General features: G+C 59.0%; 17 protein-coding genes. 9 read left to right on the top strand and 8 right to left on the bottom strand.

Going from position 1 to position 14,879, the window contains the following annotated elements:
* Positions 1 to 443: 443 nt before the first annotated feature.
* Positions 444 to 1,775: a glutamate/aspartate:proton symporter GltP gene (gene gltP, locus ACWKWE_RS23650; RefSeq protein WP_166593887.1), complete on the top strand. Its 1,332-nt coding sequence runs from the start codon at positions 444 to 446 to the stop codon at positions 1,773 to 1,775.
* Positions 1,776 to 1,894: 119 nt separating this feature from the next.
* Here gltP and ACWKWE_RS23645 read toward each other — a convergent pair whose 3' ends face one another.
* On the bottom strand, positions 1,895 to 2,959 hold the full coding sequence (locus ACWKWE_RS23645; protein ID WP_483851865.1) for an aminopeptidase: 1,065 nt from the start codon (positions 2,957 to 2,959) through the stop codon (positions 1,895 to 1,897).
* A gap of 103 nt (positions 2,960 to 3,062) precedes the next feature.
* Here ACWKWE_RS23645 and ACWKWE_RS23640 point away from each other — a divergent pair, with 103 nt between their 5' ends.
* Positions 3,063 to 3,479 carry a PA0061/PA0062 family lipoprotein gene (locus ACWKWE_RS23640; protein WP_166593889.1) on the top strand — a complete coding sequence of 139 codons (417 nt, stop codon included), beginning with the start codon at positions 3,063 to 3,065 and terminating at the stop codon, positions 3,477 to 3,479.
* Positions 3,480 to 3,626: 147 nt separating this feature from the next.
* On the opposite strand, the gene ACWKWE_RS23635 is transcribed toward ACWKWE_RS23640, so the two are convergent.
* Positions 3,627 to 3,860 carry a DUF1161 domain-containing protein gene (locus ACWKWE_RS23635; RefSeq protein ID WP_166593890.1) on the bottom strand — a complete coding sequence of 78 codons (234 nt, stop codon included), beginning with the start codon at positions 3,858 to 3,860 and terminating at the stop codon, positions 3,627 to 3,629.
* 133 nt (positions 3,861 to 3,993) lie between these two features.
* Complete coding sequence (locus ACWKWE_RS23630; RefSeq protein WP_166593891.1) at positions 3,994 to 4,425, bottom strand: OsmC family protein; 432 nt, start codon at positions 4,423 to 4,425, stop codon at positions 3,994 to 3,996.
* 289 nt (positions 4,426 to 4,714) lie between these two features.
* Between ACWKWE_RS23630 and ACWKWE_RS23625 the strand changes: the two genes are divergently transcribed.
* A complete protein-coding gene (locus ACWKWE_RS23625) occupies positions 4,715 to 5,716 on the top strand; it encodes an LLM class flavin-dependent oxidoreductase (protein WP_341961130.1) in 1,002 nt (333 codons plus the stop codon).
* 253 nt (positions 5,717 to 5,969) lie between these two features.
* On the opposite strand, the gene ACWKWE_RS23620 is transcribed toward ACWKWE_RS23625, so the two are convergent.
* Together ACWKWE_RS23620 and ACWKWE_RS23615 are read right to left on the bottom strand one after the other, a co-directional pair.
* Positions 5,970 to 6,194: a DUF1161 domain-containing protein gene (locus tag ACWKWE_RS23620; RefSeq protein ID WP_074757492.1), complete on the bottom strand. Its 225-nt coding sequence runs from the start codon at positions 6,192 to 6,194 to the stop codon at positions 5,970 to 5,972.
* 144 nt (positions 6,195 to 6,338) lie between these two features.
* Positions 6,339 to 6,554 carry a dodecin gene (locus ACWKWE_RS23615; protein ID WP_166593893.1) on the bottom strand — a complete coding sequence of 72 codons (216 nt, stop codon included), beginning with the start codon at positions 6,552 to 6,554 and terminating at the stop codon, positions 6,339 to 6,341.
* A 176-nt stretch (positions 6,555 to 6,730) separates the two neighbouring features.
* On the opposite strand from ACWKWE_RS23615, the gene ACWKWE_RS23610 reads away from it, so the two are divergent.
* On the top strand, positions 6,731 to 7,057 hold the full coding sequence (locus tag ACWKWE_RS23610) for an ElaB/YgaM/YqjD family protein (protein ID WP_166593894.1): 327 nt from the start codon (positions 6,731 to 6,733) through the stop codon (positions 7,055 to 7,057).
* Between the two features lie 10 nt (positions 7,058 to 7,067).
* Here the strand turns inward: ACWKWE_RS23610 and ACWKWE_RS23605 are convergent, their stop codons facing one another.
* The gene (locus ACWKWE_RS23605; RefSeq protein ID WP_483851864.1) at positions 7,068 to 7,967 is read right to left on the bottom strand and encodes a LysR family transcriptional regulator; all 900 of its coding nucleotides are present in this window, start codon (positions 7,965 to 7,967) and stop codon (positions 7,068 to 7,070) included.
* A gap of 134 nt (positions 7,968 to 8,101) precedes the next feature.
* Between ACWKWE_RS23605 and trpB the strand changes: the two genes are divergently transcribed.
* The 3 genes from trpB to ACWKWE_RS23590 all read left to right on the top strand — a co-directional run bounded on the left by trpB (position 8,102) and on the right by ACWKWE_RS23590 (position 10,746).
* Entirely contained in the window at positions 8,102 to 9,328 is a 1,227-nt protein-coding gene (gene trpB, locus ACWKWE_RS23600; protein ID WP_166593896.1) for a tryptophan synthase subunit beta, read from the top strand.
* The gene (gene trpA, locus ACWKWE_RS23595) at positions 9,328 to 10,140 is read left to right on the top strand and encodes a tryptophan synthase subunit alpha (protein WP_166593897.1); all 813 of its coding nucleotides are present in this window, start codon (positions 9,328 to 9,330) and stop codon (positions 10,138 to 10,140) included. Before trpB ends, trpA begins: the two co-directional genes overlap by 1 nt.
* A gap of 126 nt (positions 10,141 to 10,266) precedes the next feature.
* Complete coding sequence (locus ACWKWE_RS23590) at positions 10,267 to 10,746, top strand: anti-virulence regulator CigR family protein (RefSeq protein WP_166593898.1); 480 nt, start codon at positions 10,267 to 10,269, stop codon at positions 10,744 to 10,746.
* 142 nt (positions 10,747 to 10,888) lie between these two features.
* On the opposite strand, the gene ACWKWE_RS23585 is transcribed toward ACWKWE_RS23590, so the two are convergent.
* Both ACWKWE_RS23585 and ACWKWE_RS23580 read right to left on the bottom strand, forming a co-directional pair.
* Positions 10,889 to 11,218, bottom strand: coding sequence for a DOPA 4,5-dioxygenase family protein (locus ACWKWE_RS23585; RefSeq protein ID WP_166593899.1), 330 nt, complete (start codon positions 11,216 to 11,218; stop codon positions 10,889 to 10,891).
* 47 nt (positions 11,219 to 11,265) lie between these two features.
* Positions 11,266 to 12,216 carry a choline sulfate utilization transcriptional regulator gene (locus ACWKWE_RS23580; protein ID WP_166593900.1) on the bottom strand — a complete coding sequence of 317 codons (951 nt, stop codon included), beginning with the start codon at positions 12,214 to 12,216 and terminating at the stop codon, positions 11,266 to 11,268.
* 114 nt (positions 12,217 to 12,330) lie between these two features.
* On the opposite strand from ACWKWE_RS23580, the gene betC reads away from it, so the two are divergent.
* Positions 12,331 to 13,836, top strand: a complete 1,506-nt coding sequence (gene betC, locus ACWKWE_RS23575; RefSeq protein WP_483851863.1) for a choline-sulfatase — start codon at positions 12,331 to 12,333, stop codon at positions 13,834 to 13,836.
* A gap of 38 nt (positions 13,837 to 13,874) precedes the next feature.
* A complete protein-coding gene (gene choX / locus ACWKWE_RS23570; protein WP_166593902.1) occupies positions 13,875 to 14,801 on the top strand; it encodes a choline ABC transporter substrate-binding protein in 927 nt (308 codons plus the stop codon).
* Positions 14,802 to 14,879: the final 78 nt, after the last annotated feature.

Raw genomic sequence — 14,879 nt, 5'->3', positions numbered from 1 at the left:
CGAGTAAATCCCCTCGTTCTATCCTCAACGTTTCACGACCGTATATCGATAAATCTGCCCCCTCAGATGACGTCTCGGTCGTGTGTGACCATTTTGTCACTTGCCTCTTCCGATACACCTCCCACTGGGCTGCAGGCGACGTTTTAGCCACTTCTCAGCACAAATGTGCGCGTCGGCTAATGCTCTGTTTCAGGGCATTTCACAGTAAGTCTTTGATTTTCCTCATGCCGATTACGTATGAGGTAGTCGTTTACGGCATTAGACGCTGATGGTCTGGATGGGAATAGTTGCGCCCTTTTTCCGCCTGCTGAGAGCTTGGACGCTCGTTTGCAGAGACCTTCTGGACAGATCCAAGGGCATCCGCGCTTCGATTCGACTTCACAAGAGCGACCCCGAAAGTGTCGGTGAGAAATGTCCACGCCAACTACAACAAGGTTAACGACATGAAGAAGGCAAAAATCAGCCTCGCCTGGCAGATCCTCATCGGTCTGGTGCTGGGCATCGCGCTGGGTGCTGTGCTCAACCACTTCAGCGCTGAAAAGGCCTGGTGGATCAGCAACATTCTGCAGCCCGCAGGCGATATCTTTATCCGCCTGATCAAGATGATTGTTATCCCGATCGTCATCTCGTCGTTGATCGTCGGCATCGCAGGGGTGGGCGACGCGAAAAAGCTCGGTCGCATCGGCCTGAAGACCATTTTGTATTTCGAAGTCGTCACCACCATCGCCATCGTTGTCGGCCTCTTGCTGGCCAACGTTTTCCATCCGGGCACTGGCATCGACATGAGCACGCTGGGCACCGTGGACATCTCGCAATACGAGAAGACCACCGCCGAGGTGCAACATGATCACGCCTTCATCGCGACGATCCTCAACCTGATCCCGTCGAACATCTTCGCCGCCGTTGCTCGTGGCGACATGCTGCCGATCATCTTCTTCTCCGTATTCTTCGGCCTGGGCCTGTCCAGCCTGAACGCAGAAGTGCGTGAGCCGCTGGTCAAGGTGTTCCAGGGCGTCTCGGAAACGATGTTCAAAGTCACTCACATGATCATGAACTACGCGCCCATCGGCGTGTTCGCGTTGATCGCCGTGACTGTCGCCAACTTTGGCTTTGCCTCGCTGCTGCCCCTGGCCAAGCTGGTGATTCTGGTTTACGTCGCCATCGCTTTCTTTGCTTTCGTAGTGCTGGGACTGATCGCCCGTTTGTTCGGTTTCTCGGTGATCAAGCTCATGCGCATCTTCAAGGATGAGCTGGTGCTGGCTTATTCCACCGCGAGTTCTGAAACCGTGCTGCCGCGCGTGATCGAAAAGATGGAAGCCTACGGCGCGCCGAAGGCTATCAGCAGTTTTGTGGTGCCGACCGGCTATTCGTTCAACCTCGACGGCTCGACCCTGTACCAAAGCATCGCGGCGCTGTTCATCGCGCAGCTTTATGGCATCGACATGCCGATCAGCCAACAGATCATGCTGGTGCTGACGCTGATGGTCACCTCCAAAGGCATCGCCGGTGTGCCGGGCGTGTCGTTCGTGGTGCTGCTGGCGACCCTGGGCAGCGTGGGTATTCCGCTGGAGGGCCTGGCGTTCATCGCTGGCGTTGACCGGATCATGGACATGGCGCGTACCGCACTGAATGTCATCGGTAACGCCTTGGCCGTCCTGGTCATCGCCCGTTGGGAAGGCATGTACGACGACGCCAAGGGTCAGCGCTACTGGAACTCTCTGCCCCATTGGCGCAGCAAGGAATCGTTGCCTGCGGCGCATTCAGCGGTTGATTGATCGCTGCACCGTTTGAGTACAAACCCCGGCCTTGGCTGGGGTTTGTTGTTTTTGGGATTTTGCTCGCCCCGCGATCCTGATCTCTGCACAGTCTCTTTGAGCAGTTCAGGGGCAGTCGCTCAGGACTTCTTCAGCAACCGCTCCAATGCCGCCTTGCGCTCCTCTTGGGGCAACCTGCCGAGCGTTTCCACGGCGGTGAAAAACGCTGGCCAATCCCCGTCCACCTGTTTGAACAGCGCCGCAAACGCTGGCGTCCATTGGTCATACAACCCAATCGGCAGCAGCCGCGCGTTGTTCATCGGTGCGTACACCCACGCATCGAAACGCTTGTCGCCACCCCACTGACTGTCGCGCAATTGCTTGTATTGACCACGCAAGCGCTCAAATTCGGCGGCCTTACGCTGACGCATGACGTCCGCGCTCAACGGTTCGGCATACAACGTTTTCAGCCGGTCTCGCGTATCCAGTACCAGTTGCGTCAGTTGATCGCGACGCAGGGTTTCGGATGACGCTGTTTCAGGCGACATCCCACGGGCTGCACGCCATTGTCGTGTGCCTTCCTGCTCCACGAAGGTGGCATAGGACTCGTTGAACTCGCTGTCGTCCTTCACGTAAAAACGCTGGTGCGCCAGCTCATGGAAGATCAGCGTCGCGAGACGTTCATCGCCCCAGGTCATCATCGAACTGATAATCGGGTCGTTGAACCAGCCCAGCGTCGAGTACGCCTCCACGCCGCTGACGTAAACGTCCTTGCCGTCGAGCTTTTGCAGCGCCGCTTCGCCCCGCGCCGCGCTCTGGTCGTAGTAGCCGCGATAGGCCACGCAGCCTGCGATGGGAAAGCAGTGGGTCACGGGGTCGAGCGAGAACTCGCCCGTGGCAAAAACGTTCCAGACCACGTATTGCCGATGAATGTCGGCATAGAGTCGATAGCTCTGATTGTCCGGCAGATGCAGGTGCTGACTGGCGAACTCGCGGGCCTGCTGCGACGTGCGCAGACGGTCGCGCAGCTTGGGGTCGCGCTGCGGATCGGCAATCACGTCGGCGACCGGTTCGCGGGCGCGCAGCAATGCCAATTGGCCGCCCGCCAACTGTGTGTAATAGGAAAGACTGGAGCAACCGCTGAGGAGTAAAATCGCCAGCATCGGCACGCCGCGCCGGAACCACAAGATGTTCAATCGATTCATGCAGCGGCCTTAACGTCGGAATAAAGGGTTGCCCCCAGCGTTATGCCGGAGAGACGACCTTCGTCGCAACCTTCTTGTTATTTCCCTGAATGCGGAGTTTGTCATGCGCCTGCCCTTGTCGATCATTGCCCTGAGTCTGCTGGCCGGATGCGCAGGTCCGTTGCCTGCGGTTGACCCGCAACAGGCGTGGGTCGATCTGCACACGTTCACGGGCAAGACCCTGATGGCCGACAAGCTCGACGGCGTCAGAACGGAAGACGGCCGCTATTTCCAGGTAACGCCGGGCAAGCACAAGCTCGAAGTGCGCTACGACTATGAATACGCGCCGGGCGGGATGGGGTTGTCGATGGACATCTACAACGAGCTGACCTGTTACGTGACGATCAACTATGACCATTTCGAAGCGGGCCGCCGTTACAGGCTCGACGTCCGCCACATCGCCAACAGCATCGACGCGCAATTGCGCGATGAACAGCGCAAGGTGCTGGCGGAAGAAGGGCAGATTTTTTGTATTCCGTGATCAAGATCAAACGCGATTGCACAGTGGGTTGATGGCCTGTGGGGGCGAATTCATTCGCGAAAATGGGTCAGGCGAAAAAAGTGCATTGCCTGCACCGGCCAATCGCGAATGAATTCGCTCCTACAGGGATCGTCGCCGGCTCGGGGATTAGCGATCATTCTTCTGATAAATGATCTTCTTCGTGCCGTTTTCGCACGTACCCACCACCATATTCTGGTCATGAACCTCTTCGTTGCTGACGACTTCAAGGGTGTACGAGCTGACATTTTGCGCCTGAATCTTGGCCTCGATTTCGGCCTTAAGCTCATCACAAGGCTTGGGAGCGGCGAACACGCTGGTGGTCAGTGCAGCGAGGATCAGGGTGGTAGCGATACGTTTCATGTTCGACTCCTTCGATGCCGCGCGGATCGCGTCGGCCCTTCATATGACCTTGCTGACCTGAACCGGTTCTCATGACCCTGAAACGCAGATGACCCGCATGGGCGGGTCATCGGGGTGTCGCGTCAGCGCAGGATCAGCTCAGCAGTGTGGCATCCAGCGTGATCTTGGCATTCAGCACTTTGGAGACCGGGCAGCCTTCTTTGGCTTTGGCGGTCAACTCATCGAACTGCGCCTGAGTGGCGCCTGGCACTTTGGCCTTGAGAATCAGGTGCACGGCGGTGATCGAAAACCCTTCGCCATCCTGGTCGAGAGTGACCTCGGCTTGAGTGTCGATGCTGTCGGCTTTCAGGTTCGCGCCGCCGAGGATCATCGACAGGGCCATCGAGAAACAACCCGCGTGGGCCGCGCCGATCAGTTCTTCAGGGTTAGTGCCTTTGCCGCCTTCGAAACGGGCCTTGAAGCCGTACGGTGCTTCGCGCAGCACGCCGGTTTCCGTGGAGATGCTACCGATGCCGGACTTCAGGTCACCTTCCCAATGGGCGGATGCTTTCTTGACGATGCTCATGGTGTCTCCTTGTTGAATAAGTGCGATGGACTCGCACGCTGACCAAAAGTCTGAGGAGTGTAGGCGGGACTAAGTTCAACGGTTGTGACGCACGTGCTTTATTTGCCGATTTCTTGAAAGGTAATTTCCGACCAAATTAGTAGGAAATTTCGCTTTGCCCATTGCAACCTCAGAATCCAGACGTATCCTAGGGCCTTAACGCAAATATTTAGGCTTAACGCAGGCTATGCTCTCGCGCCCATCAACTTCGGGCGTCCGACTTGGCCCCCAAGAGGACTCACCACAGCCTATGAAACGCCTAGCTGATGTGAAAATTTCCATGCTCGATCTGGTGCCGGTGCGCGAGGACAAAGGCCCGGCCTTATCGCTGCACAATTCGCTGGATCTGGCGCAACACGCCGAGAAATGGGGCTACAACCGTTTTTGGGTCGCTGAACACCACAACATGGACGGCATCGCCAGCTCCGCGACCTCGGTGTTGCTGGCCTACCTGGCGGGGGGCACCTCGACCATTCGCGTCGGCTCCGGCGGCGTCATGCTCCCCAACCACGCGCCACTGGTCATTGCCGAGCAGTTCGGCACCCTGGCCAGTTTGTACCCAGGCCGCATCGACTTGGGTCTGGGCCGTGCACCGGGCTCCGATCAAATGACCGCGCGTGCCCTGCGCCGCGAACGCTCCGGAAGCGCAGACGACTTTCCCGACGACGTCGCCGAGCTGATGAGCTACCTCGGACCGCGTCAGCCCCATCAGCGCGTGATCGCCGTGCCGGGCACCAACACCAACGTGCCGATCTGGCTGCTGGGTTCGAGCCTGTTCAGCGCACAGCTGGCCGGTCAGCGCGGGTTGCCGTATGCCTTCGCTTCGCACTTCGCGCCGCGATTCATGCACGAGGCCATTCGTGTGTACCGCAATCACTTCCAGCCTTCTGCCGTGCTGGACAAGCCGTACGTGATGCTCGGCGTGCCTCTCGCAGCGGCAGATACCGATGAGCAGGCGGATTATCTGGTGACGTCGGTCTACCAGCGCATTCTCAACCTGATGCGTGGCCAGAGCCTGATGCAAAAGCCGCCTGTGGAAACCATGAACGGCCTGTGGCTGCCCCACGAACGCGAAGCGGTGATGGACTTCCTCGGGTTGGCGATGGTCGGCGGCCCCGAGAAAATCCGCGCCAAGCTGGACGTGCTGCTAGAGCAGACCGACGCGGACGAGCTGATCTTCACGTGCGACATGTATGAACATGCGGATCGGTTGCGCTCGTATGAGATTTTGGCGCAGGTGGCCAGAGGTTAAGGCCAGTACGTGACTCGACCTGTGGGAGCGAATTCATTCGCGATGCGGCGGTACTGCCGATAAAGAGGTGTCGGATGTAAGGCCATCTCGCGAATGAATTCGCTCCCACACAGGGTCAGTGGTGCCAATCAAATCATCACCGTTTGCAAGCCGTGCCGCCCTCAGAGCTTCCGTTCGAGATCATCCTTCAGCGTCGGCCGGGCTTAAAAAAACCGACGCGTGATGCGTCGGTTTTTTATTGAAGCGAGCAGAATCAACCGCGTTTGTAGACGATTTCCTTGCTGCCGCCGTCGCAGGTGCCGACGACTTTTCCGTCTGCCGCGCTGCCTTTGTCCACCGCTTCCAACGTGTAAGACGCCACGCCCTTGGCCTTGATCTTCGCATCGATGTCCGCCTTCACGTCATCGCACGATTTCCCGGCTGCAAAGGTGGTGCCCGCAATACTCAACAACCCTACCGCCAAAAGAATCTTCTTCATCGGTCACACTCCCTCGTCAGGCGCTTTTCAAGCGTAAGAGGCCGCCCAAAGGAGCGGCCCGTGCACATGATCCTCGCGTCCGAATTCACGAACGGCGCGGTATGTATAGCGAAGGTTGTGGCATTCAGCCAGCGTAAAAGTTCATCAGCTGTTTTCGAGGCGGAAGCCCACTTTGATGGTCACCTGGAAGTGCGCGACCTTGCCGTCCTTGATGTGGCCGCGGGTTTCGAGCACTTCGAACCACTCCAGGTGCTTCACGGTTTCGGCGGCACGAGCGATGGCATTCTGGATTGCATCGTCGGTGCTGGTAGTCGACGAGCCGACCAGTTCAAGCAGTTTGTAAGTGTGATGATCAGACATGGCAGTTCTCCAAGTGGACTTCTAAGGGAGCGTAGCAGTGAAAAGCTCTTTAGCTCTGGCGAGGAAAGGCTCACAAAAGTTCACAAATAACCGCGCGGTAAAACCGCACTGCACTTTCTGAAAACCCTGTAGTCGGAATCAACACACGCCACTCATCACTGCAGGAGAGTCAAATCATGGCATTCACGTCATCCCGTAAAGCGTCTTTGCAAAGTATGGAAGCTGAGATCGAAAGTCTGCTCAAGTCGTTGGAGAGCTTGAAGTCGGACGCTTCGGACGAGTCGCGCAAAACCTTGAAGACGCTGAAAGCCAACGCCGAAAGCGCGCTGAGCCATTCACGCAGCCTGTTGAGCGATGTCTACGAAGACGCCAAAGTGAAGACCCGCGAAGCCAGCGTCGCGACCCGTGACTATGCGCAAGAGCATCCTTGGACCACAGCCGGTGTGGCCGTCGGTGCAGTGGGCCTGTTGGCTGCTTATCTGCTGTGCAAGCGCGGCAACTGATCACACCTGATCAGGCCCGACCTGAATGCGCCAGCTCTTGCTTGAGCCATTGAGCCAGTTGCTGGGCCCGCCCATCGGCAGCGCGTTTAGGCACCCATAACGCCAGTTGCGCCGGGGTTTCGCTGAAGCCCCACGGCGCAGCGAGGCGTCCGGCTTTCAAGTCATCGGCCACCAACGGTTCCGGGGCGATGGCAATGCCAAGGCCCGAGACAGCGGCCTCCAACAAGTAGTACAGATGCTCGAAACCCTGACCGTATTTCAGCGCGTCGGGATCAATGCCGTTTTGCTTAGCCCAGCTCGGCCACGCTTGCAGACGCGACAGGGTTTGCAGCAGCGGCTCATGCAGCAATGCCTGTGCGGGGCTGTTCCGCAATGTTTCGTATCGCGAAAAACGAGGGCTCAGCACCGGCCCGATGCGCTCGCTCGCCAGTTCGAATACCTGCATGTCGGAAGGCCACGGCGGCTCTGCGAAGATCAGCAGCGCGTCCAGACCAGGGCGCCGAGGATCGAGATCGCCTTCACCTGCCGACAGGTGTAATCGCAGATCGGGCAGGTCGGCATTCAGTCGGCCCAATCGCGGAATGAACCAGCGCGCCAGCAAACTCCCCGAGCAGCCCAGGACGAACGGCGCATCGGCGCTGTCCTGACTCAACTCGGCGCACACGCTGCGCAGTCGGTCGAACGCCTCGCCACTGGCGTCTCGCAAACGGACGCCGGCATCTGTGAGTTTCAGGCCGCGCCCGTCCTTGCTAAACAGGCTCACGCCCAAGTGTTCTTCCAGCACTTTCAATTGTCGGCTGACTGCACCATGGGTGACGTGTAGCTGTTCCGCGGCCTGACTGACGCTGTTCAGGCGGGCGGTGGCTTCGAAGGCGCGCAAAGCGTTTAGGGGGGGAAGGTCGCGGCTCATGGTATCTGTGAGTTTTTCTGACAGGTTGCGGCGATCTTATCGGTTTTCATCGGCTTTGGCGCTGGTTAAAGTGTGTTCACTGCCGCCGCAGCCACATCAGGCGGCTCACCCTATTCGTCACCCTGGAGGTTCCTATGTCCCAGACAGAGACCCAATACCGCAATGGCCCGGATGATCGCGGCATGTTCGGCGCGTTCGGCGGTCGTTACGTCGCTGAAACCCTGATGCCCCTGATCCTCGACCTGAACCGCGAGTACGAAGCGGCGAAGGAAGATCCTGCGTTCCTCAAGGAACTGGCCTACTTCCAGCGCGATTATGTCGGACGTCCAAGCCCGCTGTATTTCGCTGAGCGTCTGACCGAACACTGCGGCGGCGCGAAGATTTACCTGAAGCGTGAAGAGCTGAACCACACCGGCGCTCACAAGATCAACAACTGCATCGGCCAGATCCTGCTGGCGCGTCGCATGGGCAAGAAACGCATCATCGCCGAGACCGGCGCGGGCATGCACGGCGTAGCGACTGCCACCGTAGCGGCGCGTTTCGGTCTGGAATGCGTGATCTACATGGGCACCACGGACATCGAGCGCCAGCAGGCCAACGTGTTCCGCATGAAGCTGCTGGGCGCCACGGTGATTCCGGTCGTGGCCGGTACCGGCACCCTGAAAGACGCGATGAACGAAGCCCTGCGTGACTGGGTGACCAACGTTGACACGACGTTCTATTTGATCGGCACCGTGGCTGGACCGCACCCGTACCCGGCAATGGTCCGCGATTTCCAGGCCGTGATCGGCAAGGAAACCCGCGTGCAGTTGCAAGAACAGGAAGGCCGCCTGCCAGACAGCCTGGTGGCGTGCATCGGCGGCGGCTCCAACGCCATGGGGCTGTTCCACCCGTTCCTGGATGACACCAGCGTGCGCATCATCGGCGTCGAAGCGGCCGGTCACGGCATCGAAACCGGCAAGCACGCGGCGAGCCTGAACGGCGGCGTGCCAGGCGTCCTGCACGGCAACCGCACCTTCCTGCTGCAAGACGACGATGGCCAGATCATCGACGCCCACTCGATTTCCGCCGGTCTGGATTACCCCGGCATCGGCCCTGAGCATGCGTGGTTGCATGACATCGGTCGCGTGGAATACACCTCGATCACTGACGACGAAGCCCTGGCGGCGTTCCACCAGTGCTGCCGTCTGGAAGGCATCATCCCAGCGCTGGAAAGTGCTCACGCCCTGGCCGAAGTGTTCAAACGCGCGCCGACGCTGCCGAAAGATCACCTGATGGTGGTCAACCTGTCCGGTCGCGGCGACAAGGACATGCAAACCGTCATGCACCACCTGGATCTGTCCCAGCAGGAGAAACACTGATGAGCCGCCTGCAAACCCGTTTTGCCGAGCTGAAAGAACAAGACCGCGCCGCCCTGGTGACCTTCATCACCGCAGGCGACCCGGCGTATGACACCTCGCTGGCGATCCTCAAGGGTCTGCCAAAAGCCGGTGCTGACGTGATCGAGCTGGGCATGCCGTTCACCGATCCAATGGCCGACGGTCCGGCGATTCAGCTGGCGAACATTCGCGCGCTGGACGCTAAGCAAAACTTGGCGAAAACTCTGCAAATGGTTCGCGAGTTCCGCGCCGAAGACAGTAGTACACCGCTAGTACTGATGGGTTACTACAACCCGATTCACAACTACGGCGTCGAGCGTTTCATCTCCGAAGCGCACGAATCCGGCGTTGATGGCCTGATCGTCGTGGACCTGCCGCCCGAGCATAACGGCGAGCTTTGTGATCCAGCGCAAGACGCGGGTCTGGACTTCATTCGCCTGACCACGCCGACCACTGACGACAAGCGTCTGCCAACCGTTTTGAATGGCAGCTCGGGCTTCGTCTATTACGTGTCGGTGGCCGGTGTCACGGGCGCGGGCTCGGCGACCATCGAGCACGTCAAGGAAGCCGTTGCGCGTCTGCGCCGTCATTCGGACCTGCCGATCAGCGTCGGCTTCGGGATTCGTACGCCGGAACAGGCGGCCGCGATTGCTCGCGTAGCCGATGGCGTGGTGGTGGGTTCGGCACTGATCGACCACATCGCCAACGCGCAATCGCCTGACCAGGCGGTGAGCAACGTGCTGAAGCTGTGTTCGGAACTGTCGGAAGGCGTGCGTAAGGCCCGTGTGTCCTGAACGTAAAGTTTCTGATACAGAGGAATCAACGGGTTCGTTAGCAGACTAAGCAGTACAGCAAAAGGGGTTCAGAACCTGATTCTGAACCCCTTTTTGCTGCCTCGAATTCGCCCAGGAGCACGCTACATGAAAGTCTCGAATCGTTTGATCGCCGGGTTGGGCGTGCTGATGCTCAGCGCCAGTGCCTTGGTGCACGCGGCGCCGCCGGATCAACGTGACGGTCATGATGATCACGGCCAAGGCCAGCATCAGGATCATGGGCCACAAGGGGGTCCACAGAATAATCGGGGCAATGATCATCGCGCTGACAACCGTGGCGACGATCATCGCGGAGGTGGTCGCCCGCCAGCTGATTTCGGTGACGTTCGCCGCACGATTCAAGAGCATCGTGAGGTCATCGGTCGCGGCCAGCCGCTGCCACCGAACGTGCACATCGTGAAGGGTCATCCGCTGCCACGGGGTTACGGCCGCCGCCTCGACGCGCGCTCGCAGGAATTCTTGCCACGTTACGACGGCTACGAATGGCGCCGCCTGGGCCCGGATGTCGTGCTCGTCGCGATTGGCAGCGGGATTGTGTATGAGATTCTGGATGGTGTGCTGAACTAAGGTTCCCCCTGGCAAAAAGGGGCAAACCTGTGGGAGCGAATTCATTCGCGAATGGCCGGTACATCCGACAGATATCTGTGGGATGTGCCACCGCTTCGCGAATGAATTCGCTCCTACAGTTGATATCGGCGCCAGACAACGACTACCTGAACATCCCGACATTCAACTCCCGAATCGCTCCCATCCAGATCGCATGCTCGGTGTGATCCGCCAGGTCATCCCCGGTAAGAGGGTGGGTGAACACCACCAGCCCGCTGCGATTCAGCGCCAGATACAACATCACATCCGCAAATTGCTCGTGGGCGAATGCCAACTGGCAACTCCAGTCCGGATGCGGTCCGACAGGCCGTTCATGCACACGCCCCATGCGGATATCGAATTTCGCCGCAACCGTCTCGCACAGGGCCCGCGCCTGCTCGATTGTCTGGGCGTCGAAGTAGACATGGGCGTGGTAGCCCTCGATTGATGACATCTGGGTTCTCCCTTCATTTGGCATGACACATTGTGAGCCGGCCGCGTCTAAACCGCGATGGACGGCAACGGCTTGCCGACCAGCGAATCCCCGCTTAACGCCTGCTCGCTTTTTAACCAATCAACAAACCGCTGCACGATCTGCACCCGCCGTTTGCGTTGCGGGAGCACGATGTAATAACCGTAGGCGGAAATGGCCGTGGCCTCGATGGGCCGGCACAACAGCCCCTGCTCCAGCAGCTCATCCACCAGATGCCGCCAGCCGATGGCCACGCCTTGCCCGCCAATCGCGGCCTGAATCAACAGCGTGTAATTGTCGAATCTCAACTGCCCGGGTGCAGGCGCTTGAGCGATGCCGAGGGCGCGAAACACGCCGCCCCAATCGAACCAGTTGTTGCCGCCTTCACCCCGCAGGTGCAGCAGCGGAAACTCTTTCAGCGCTTCGGGCCGCAGCGGCAGATCACGCCCGGCCAGCAGTTTGGGGCTGCACACCGGAAACACCTCTTCGCTGAACAGCCAGTGGCTTTCACCCTGCTTGAAACGGCCGTCGCCAAACAGCACCGCCACGTCGATATCAGCACGCAACATGCTGTGGCTGCGTTCGCTGGTGACCAGACTGACGTCAACGTCGGGGTTGTCTTTGTGAAAGCGGTGCAGACGCGGCATCAGCCAGTACGCGGCGAAGGCGAAGTCGGTCGCCACTTGCAACACCTCATGCTGATGCTGCTCGGTGATCAGGCTCAATCCGGCGTCCATCGACTGCAAACCGGCCTGCACGTGATTGAACAGAATCTCCCCCGCGTCGGTGAGTTCGATGCCGCGATAGATGCGATCGAACAGGCGCGTTGCCAGTTGTTCTTCTAACCTTTTGATTTGCTGGCTAATGGCCGGTTGGGTGGTGCCGAGTTCGATGGCCGCCGCTGTAAAACTGCGCAGTCGGGCAGCGGACTCAAAACCGCGAAGCAGGTCCAACGACATGTCACCGAGGGCTTCAAACATAAGCGTGGCTTATCCTAGGCATTGCGTTTTATGGGCTTTACCGCTGAATCCATGGGTCTCATTCTCTGGACCAGCAATTTCGCATAAATATTCACTATGGAATGCCGCGAAGACATGAAGCGCAAGAACATTCTTTTCATCATGGCCGATCAGATGGCCGCGCCGATGTTGCCGATTTACGCCTCATCTCCAATCAAGATGCCCAATTTGAGCCGCCTCGCCGCTGAGGGCGTGGTGTTCGACGCTGCCTATTGCAACAGCCCGCTGTGCGCACCGTCGCGTTTTACCCTGGTCAGCGGCCAGCTCCCGAGCAAGATTGGCGCTTACGACAATGCTGCCGACTTTCCTGCCGACGTTCCGACCTACGCCCACTACCTGCGTCGTCTCGGCTATCGCACCGCGCTGTCCGGCAAGATGCATTTCTGCGGCCCGGATCAGCTGCACGGCTATGAAGAGCGCCTGACCAGCGACATCTACCCCGCTGACTACGGTTGGGCGGTGAACTGGGACGAGCCGGACGTGCGCCCAACCTGGTATCACAACATGTCGTCGGTGCTGCAAGCCGGCCCATGCGTGCGCACCAACCAGCTCGATTTCGACGAAGAGGTGGTGTTCAAGGCTCAGCAATACCTGTTCGATCACGTGCGTGAAGACGGCGATCAGCCGTTCTGCCTGACCGTGTCGATGACTCACCCCCACGACCCGTACACCATCCCCAAGGAATACTGGAATCTCTACAACGACGACGAGATTCCGATGCCGCCTGCGCCCCCTGTCCAGGCCGATCAGGACCCCCACTCCCAGCGCCTGCTCAAGGTCTACGACCTGTGGGACAAGCCGCTGCCGGAGAACAAGATCCGTGACGCCCGCCGCGCGTATTTCGGCGCGTGCAGCTATATCGACGACAATGTCGGCAAACTGCTGAAGACCCTCGAAGACACCGGCCTGGCCGACGACACCATCATCGTGTTCTCGGGCGACCACGGCGACATGCTCGGCGAGCGTGGTCTCTGGTACAAAATGCACTGGTTTGAAATGTCTGCCCGCGTGCCGCTGCTGGTGTACGCTCCGGGGCAATTCAAGGCTGGCCGCGTGAAGGCTGCCGTGTCCACCGCCGACCTGCTGCCGACGTTCGTGGCGCTGGCCGAAGGGAATCTGGAAGCCGGTCTGCCACTGGACGGTCGCTCGCTGTTGCCGCATTTGCAAGGCGAGGGCGGTCATGACGAAGTGTTTGGCGAGTACATGGCCGAAGGCACCAACAGCCCGTTGATGATGATTCGTCGCGGCGCTTACAAATTTATCTATTCGGAACAGGACCCATGTCTGCTGTACGACGTGCACAACGATCCGAAGGAGCAGGAAGAGTTGAGCCAATCCGAGGCCCATCGCGACCTGTTCAACACGTTCCTGGCTGAAGCGAAGGCCAAATGGGACATTCCGGCGATACACCACCAGGTGCTCGCCAGCCAGCGTCGTCGGCGTTTCGTCGCCGAGTCGCTGGCGCTCGGCAAGCTGAAGAGTTGGGATCACCAGCCGCTGGTAGACGCCAGTCAGCAATACATGCGCAACCATATCGATCTCGACGATCTGGAGCGTAAGGCCCGTTATCCACAACCTTGAACCCTGCCAACACCTAGAAAACCAAAAAGGGGCACACCATGAAGAAGTTGTTCACAACGCTGGCGGTTGCGGTGATGAGCTTGGGCAGCGTCGTTGCATACGCCGCTGACGCGAGCTGCAGTACGGTCAAGATGGCCGATCCAGGTTGGAGCGACATCGCTGCAACCAATGCCACGGCGGGTTTCCTGCTCGAAGGCATGGGTTACAAGACCAAGGTCGATACGCTGGCAGTGCCGATTGCCTATGGTGGTCTCAAGGACGGTCAGATGGACGTGTTCCTGGGCAACTGGATGCCTGCGCAGCAGGGGTTCTATGACAAGTTCATCGCCACGGGGGACGTGACGCAGTACAAGAAAAACCTGGAAGGCACCGAGTTCACCCTCGCGGTCCCGGACTATGTCTACGACGCGGGCGTGCATGATTTCGCCGACCTGAACAAATTTGCCGAGAAGTTTCACAAGAAGATCTACGGCATCGGCTCGGGGGCTCCGGCCAACGCGTCGATTCAGGAGATCATCAAAAAGAACGAGTTCGACCTGGGCGACTGGAAGCTGGTCGAGTCCAGCGAACAGGCGATGCTGGCCGAAGTGAAGCGTAACGTGAAGAAGAAAGACTTCGTGGTCTTCCTCGGCTGGACCCCGCACCCGATGAACGTGCAAATCAAAGGCATGCACTACCTGAAGGGCGGCGAGAAATACTTCGGTGACACCGGCAGCGTCTACACCGTGACCCGCAAAGGCTACGCCGACGCTTGCCCGAACGTGGCCAAACTGTTCTCCAACCTGACGTTCACTCAGGACATGGAAAACAGCATCATGCAGGAAGTGGACAGCAAGAAGATCAGCAACACCGACGCGGTGAAGGCGTGGATCAAGGCCAACCCTGCCGTGCTTGAAAAATGGCTCGACGGCGTGAAAACCATCGACGACAAAGATGCACTGACGGCGGTTAAAGCAAAGTTATAAGCGTGACGCACGGCCTTGTGATCTCTCCGATCTCAAGGCCGGTGCCTGACCTGTAGGAGCGAATTCATTCGCGAATGG

It is taken from the genome of Pseudomonas salicis (assembly GCF_057128705.1).
This window is presented reverse-complemented; position numbering and strand designations above follow the sequence as displayed.

Excerpts from the sequence above, each read along its gene's own strand:
- gltP (WP_166593887.1), top strand. The coding sequence starts at position 444 with ATGAAGAAGGCAAAAATCAGCCTCGCCTGGCAGATCCTCATCGGTCTG.
- ACWKWE_RS23645 (WP_483851865.1), bottom strand. The coding sequence starts at position 2,959 with ATGAATCGATTGAACATCTTGTGGTTCCGGCGCGGCGTGCCGATGCTG.
- ACWKWE_RS23640 (WP_166593889.1), top strand. The coding sequence starts at position 3,063 with ATGCGCCTGCCCTTGTCGATCATTGCCCTGAGTCTGCTGGCCGGATGC.
- ACWKWE_RS23635 (WP_166593890.1), bottom strand. The coding sequence starts at position 3,860 with ATGAAACGTATCGCTACCACCCTGATCCTCGCTGCACTGACCACCAGC.
- ACWKWE_RS23630 (WP_166593891.1), bottom strand. The coding sequence starts at position 4,425 with ATGAGCATCGTCAAGAAAGCATCCGCCCATTGGGAAGGTGACCTGAAG.
- ACWKWE_RS23625 (WP_341961130.1), top strand. The coding sequence starts at position 4,715 with ATGAAACGCCTAGCTGATGTGAAAATTTCCATGCTCGATCTGGTGCCG.
- ACWKWE_RS23620 (WP_074757492.1), bottom strand. The coding sequence starts at position 6,194 with ATGAAGAAGATTCTTTTGGCGGTAGGGTTGTTGAGTATTGCGGGCACC.
- ACWKWE_RS23615 (WP_166593893.1), bottom strand. The coding sequence starts at position 6,554 with ATGTCTGATCATCACACTTACAAACTGCTTGAACTGGTCGGCTCGTCG.
- ACWKWE_RS23610 (WP_166593894.1), top strand. The coding sequence starts at position 6,731 with ATGGCATTCACGTCATCCCGTAAAGCGTCTTTGCAAAGTATGGAAGCT.
- ACWKWE_RS23605 (WP_483851864.1), bottom strand. The coding sequence starts at position 7,967 with ATGAGCCGCGACCTTCCCCCCCTAAACGCTTTGCGCGCCTTCGAAGCC.
- trpB (WP_166593896.1), top strand. The coding sequence starts at position 8,102 with ATGTCCCAGACAGAGACCCAATACCGCAATGGCCCGGATGATCGCGGC.
- trpA (WP_166593897.1), top strand. The coding sequence starts at position 9,328 with ATGAGCCGCCTGCAAACCCGTTTTGCCGAGCTGAAAGAACAAGACCGC.
- ACWKWE_RS23590 (WP_166593898.1), top strand. The coding sequence starts at position 10,267 with ATGAAAGTCTCGAATCGTTTGATCGCCGGGTTGGGCGTGCTGATGCTC.
- ACWKWE_RS23585 (WP_166593899.1), bottom strand. The coding sequence starts at position 11,218 with ATGTCATCAATCGAGGGCTACCACGCCCATGTCTACTTCGACGCCCAG.
- ACWKWE_RS23580 (WP_166593900.1), bottom strand. The coding sequence starts at position 12,216 with ATGTTTGAAGCCCTCGGTGACATGTCGTTGGACCTGCTTCGCGGTTTT.
- betC (WP_483851863.1), top strand. The coding sequence starts at position 12,331 with ATGAAGCGCAAGAACATTCTTTTCATCATGGCCGATCAGATGGCCGCG.
- choX (WP_166593902.1), top strand. The coding sequence starts at position 13,875 with ATGAAGAAGTTGTTCACAACGCTGGCGGTTGCGGTGATGAGCTTGGGC.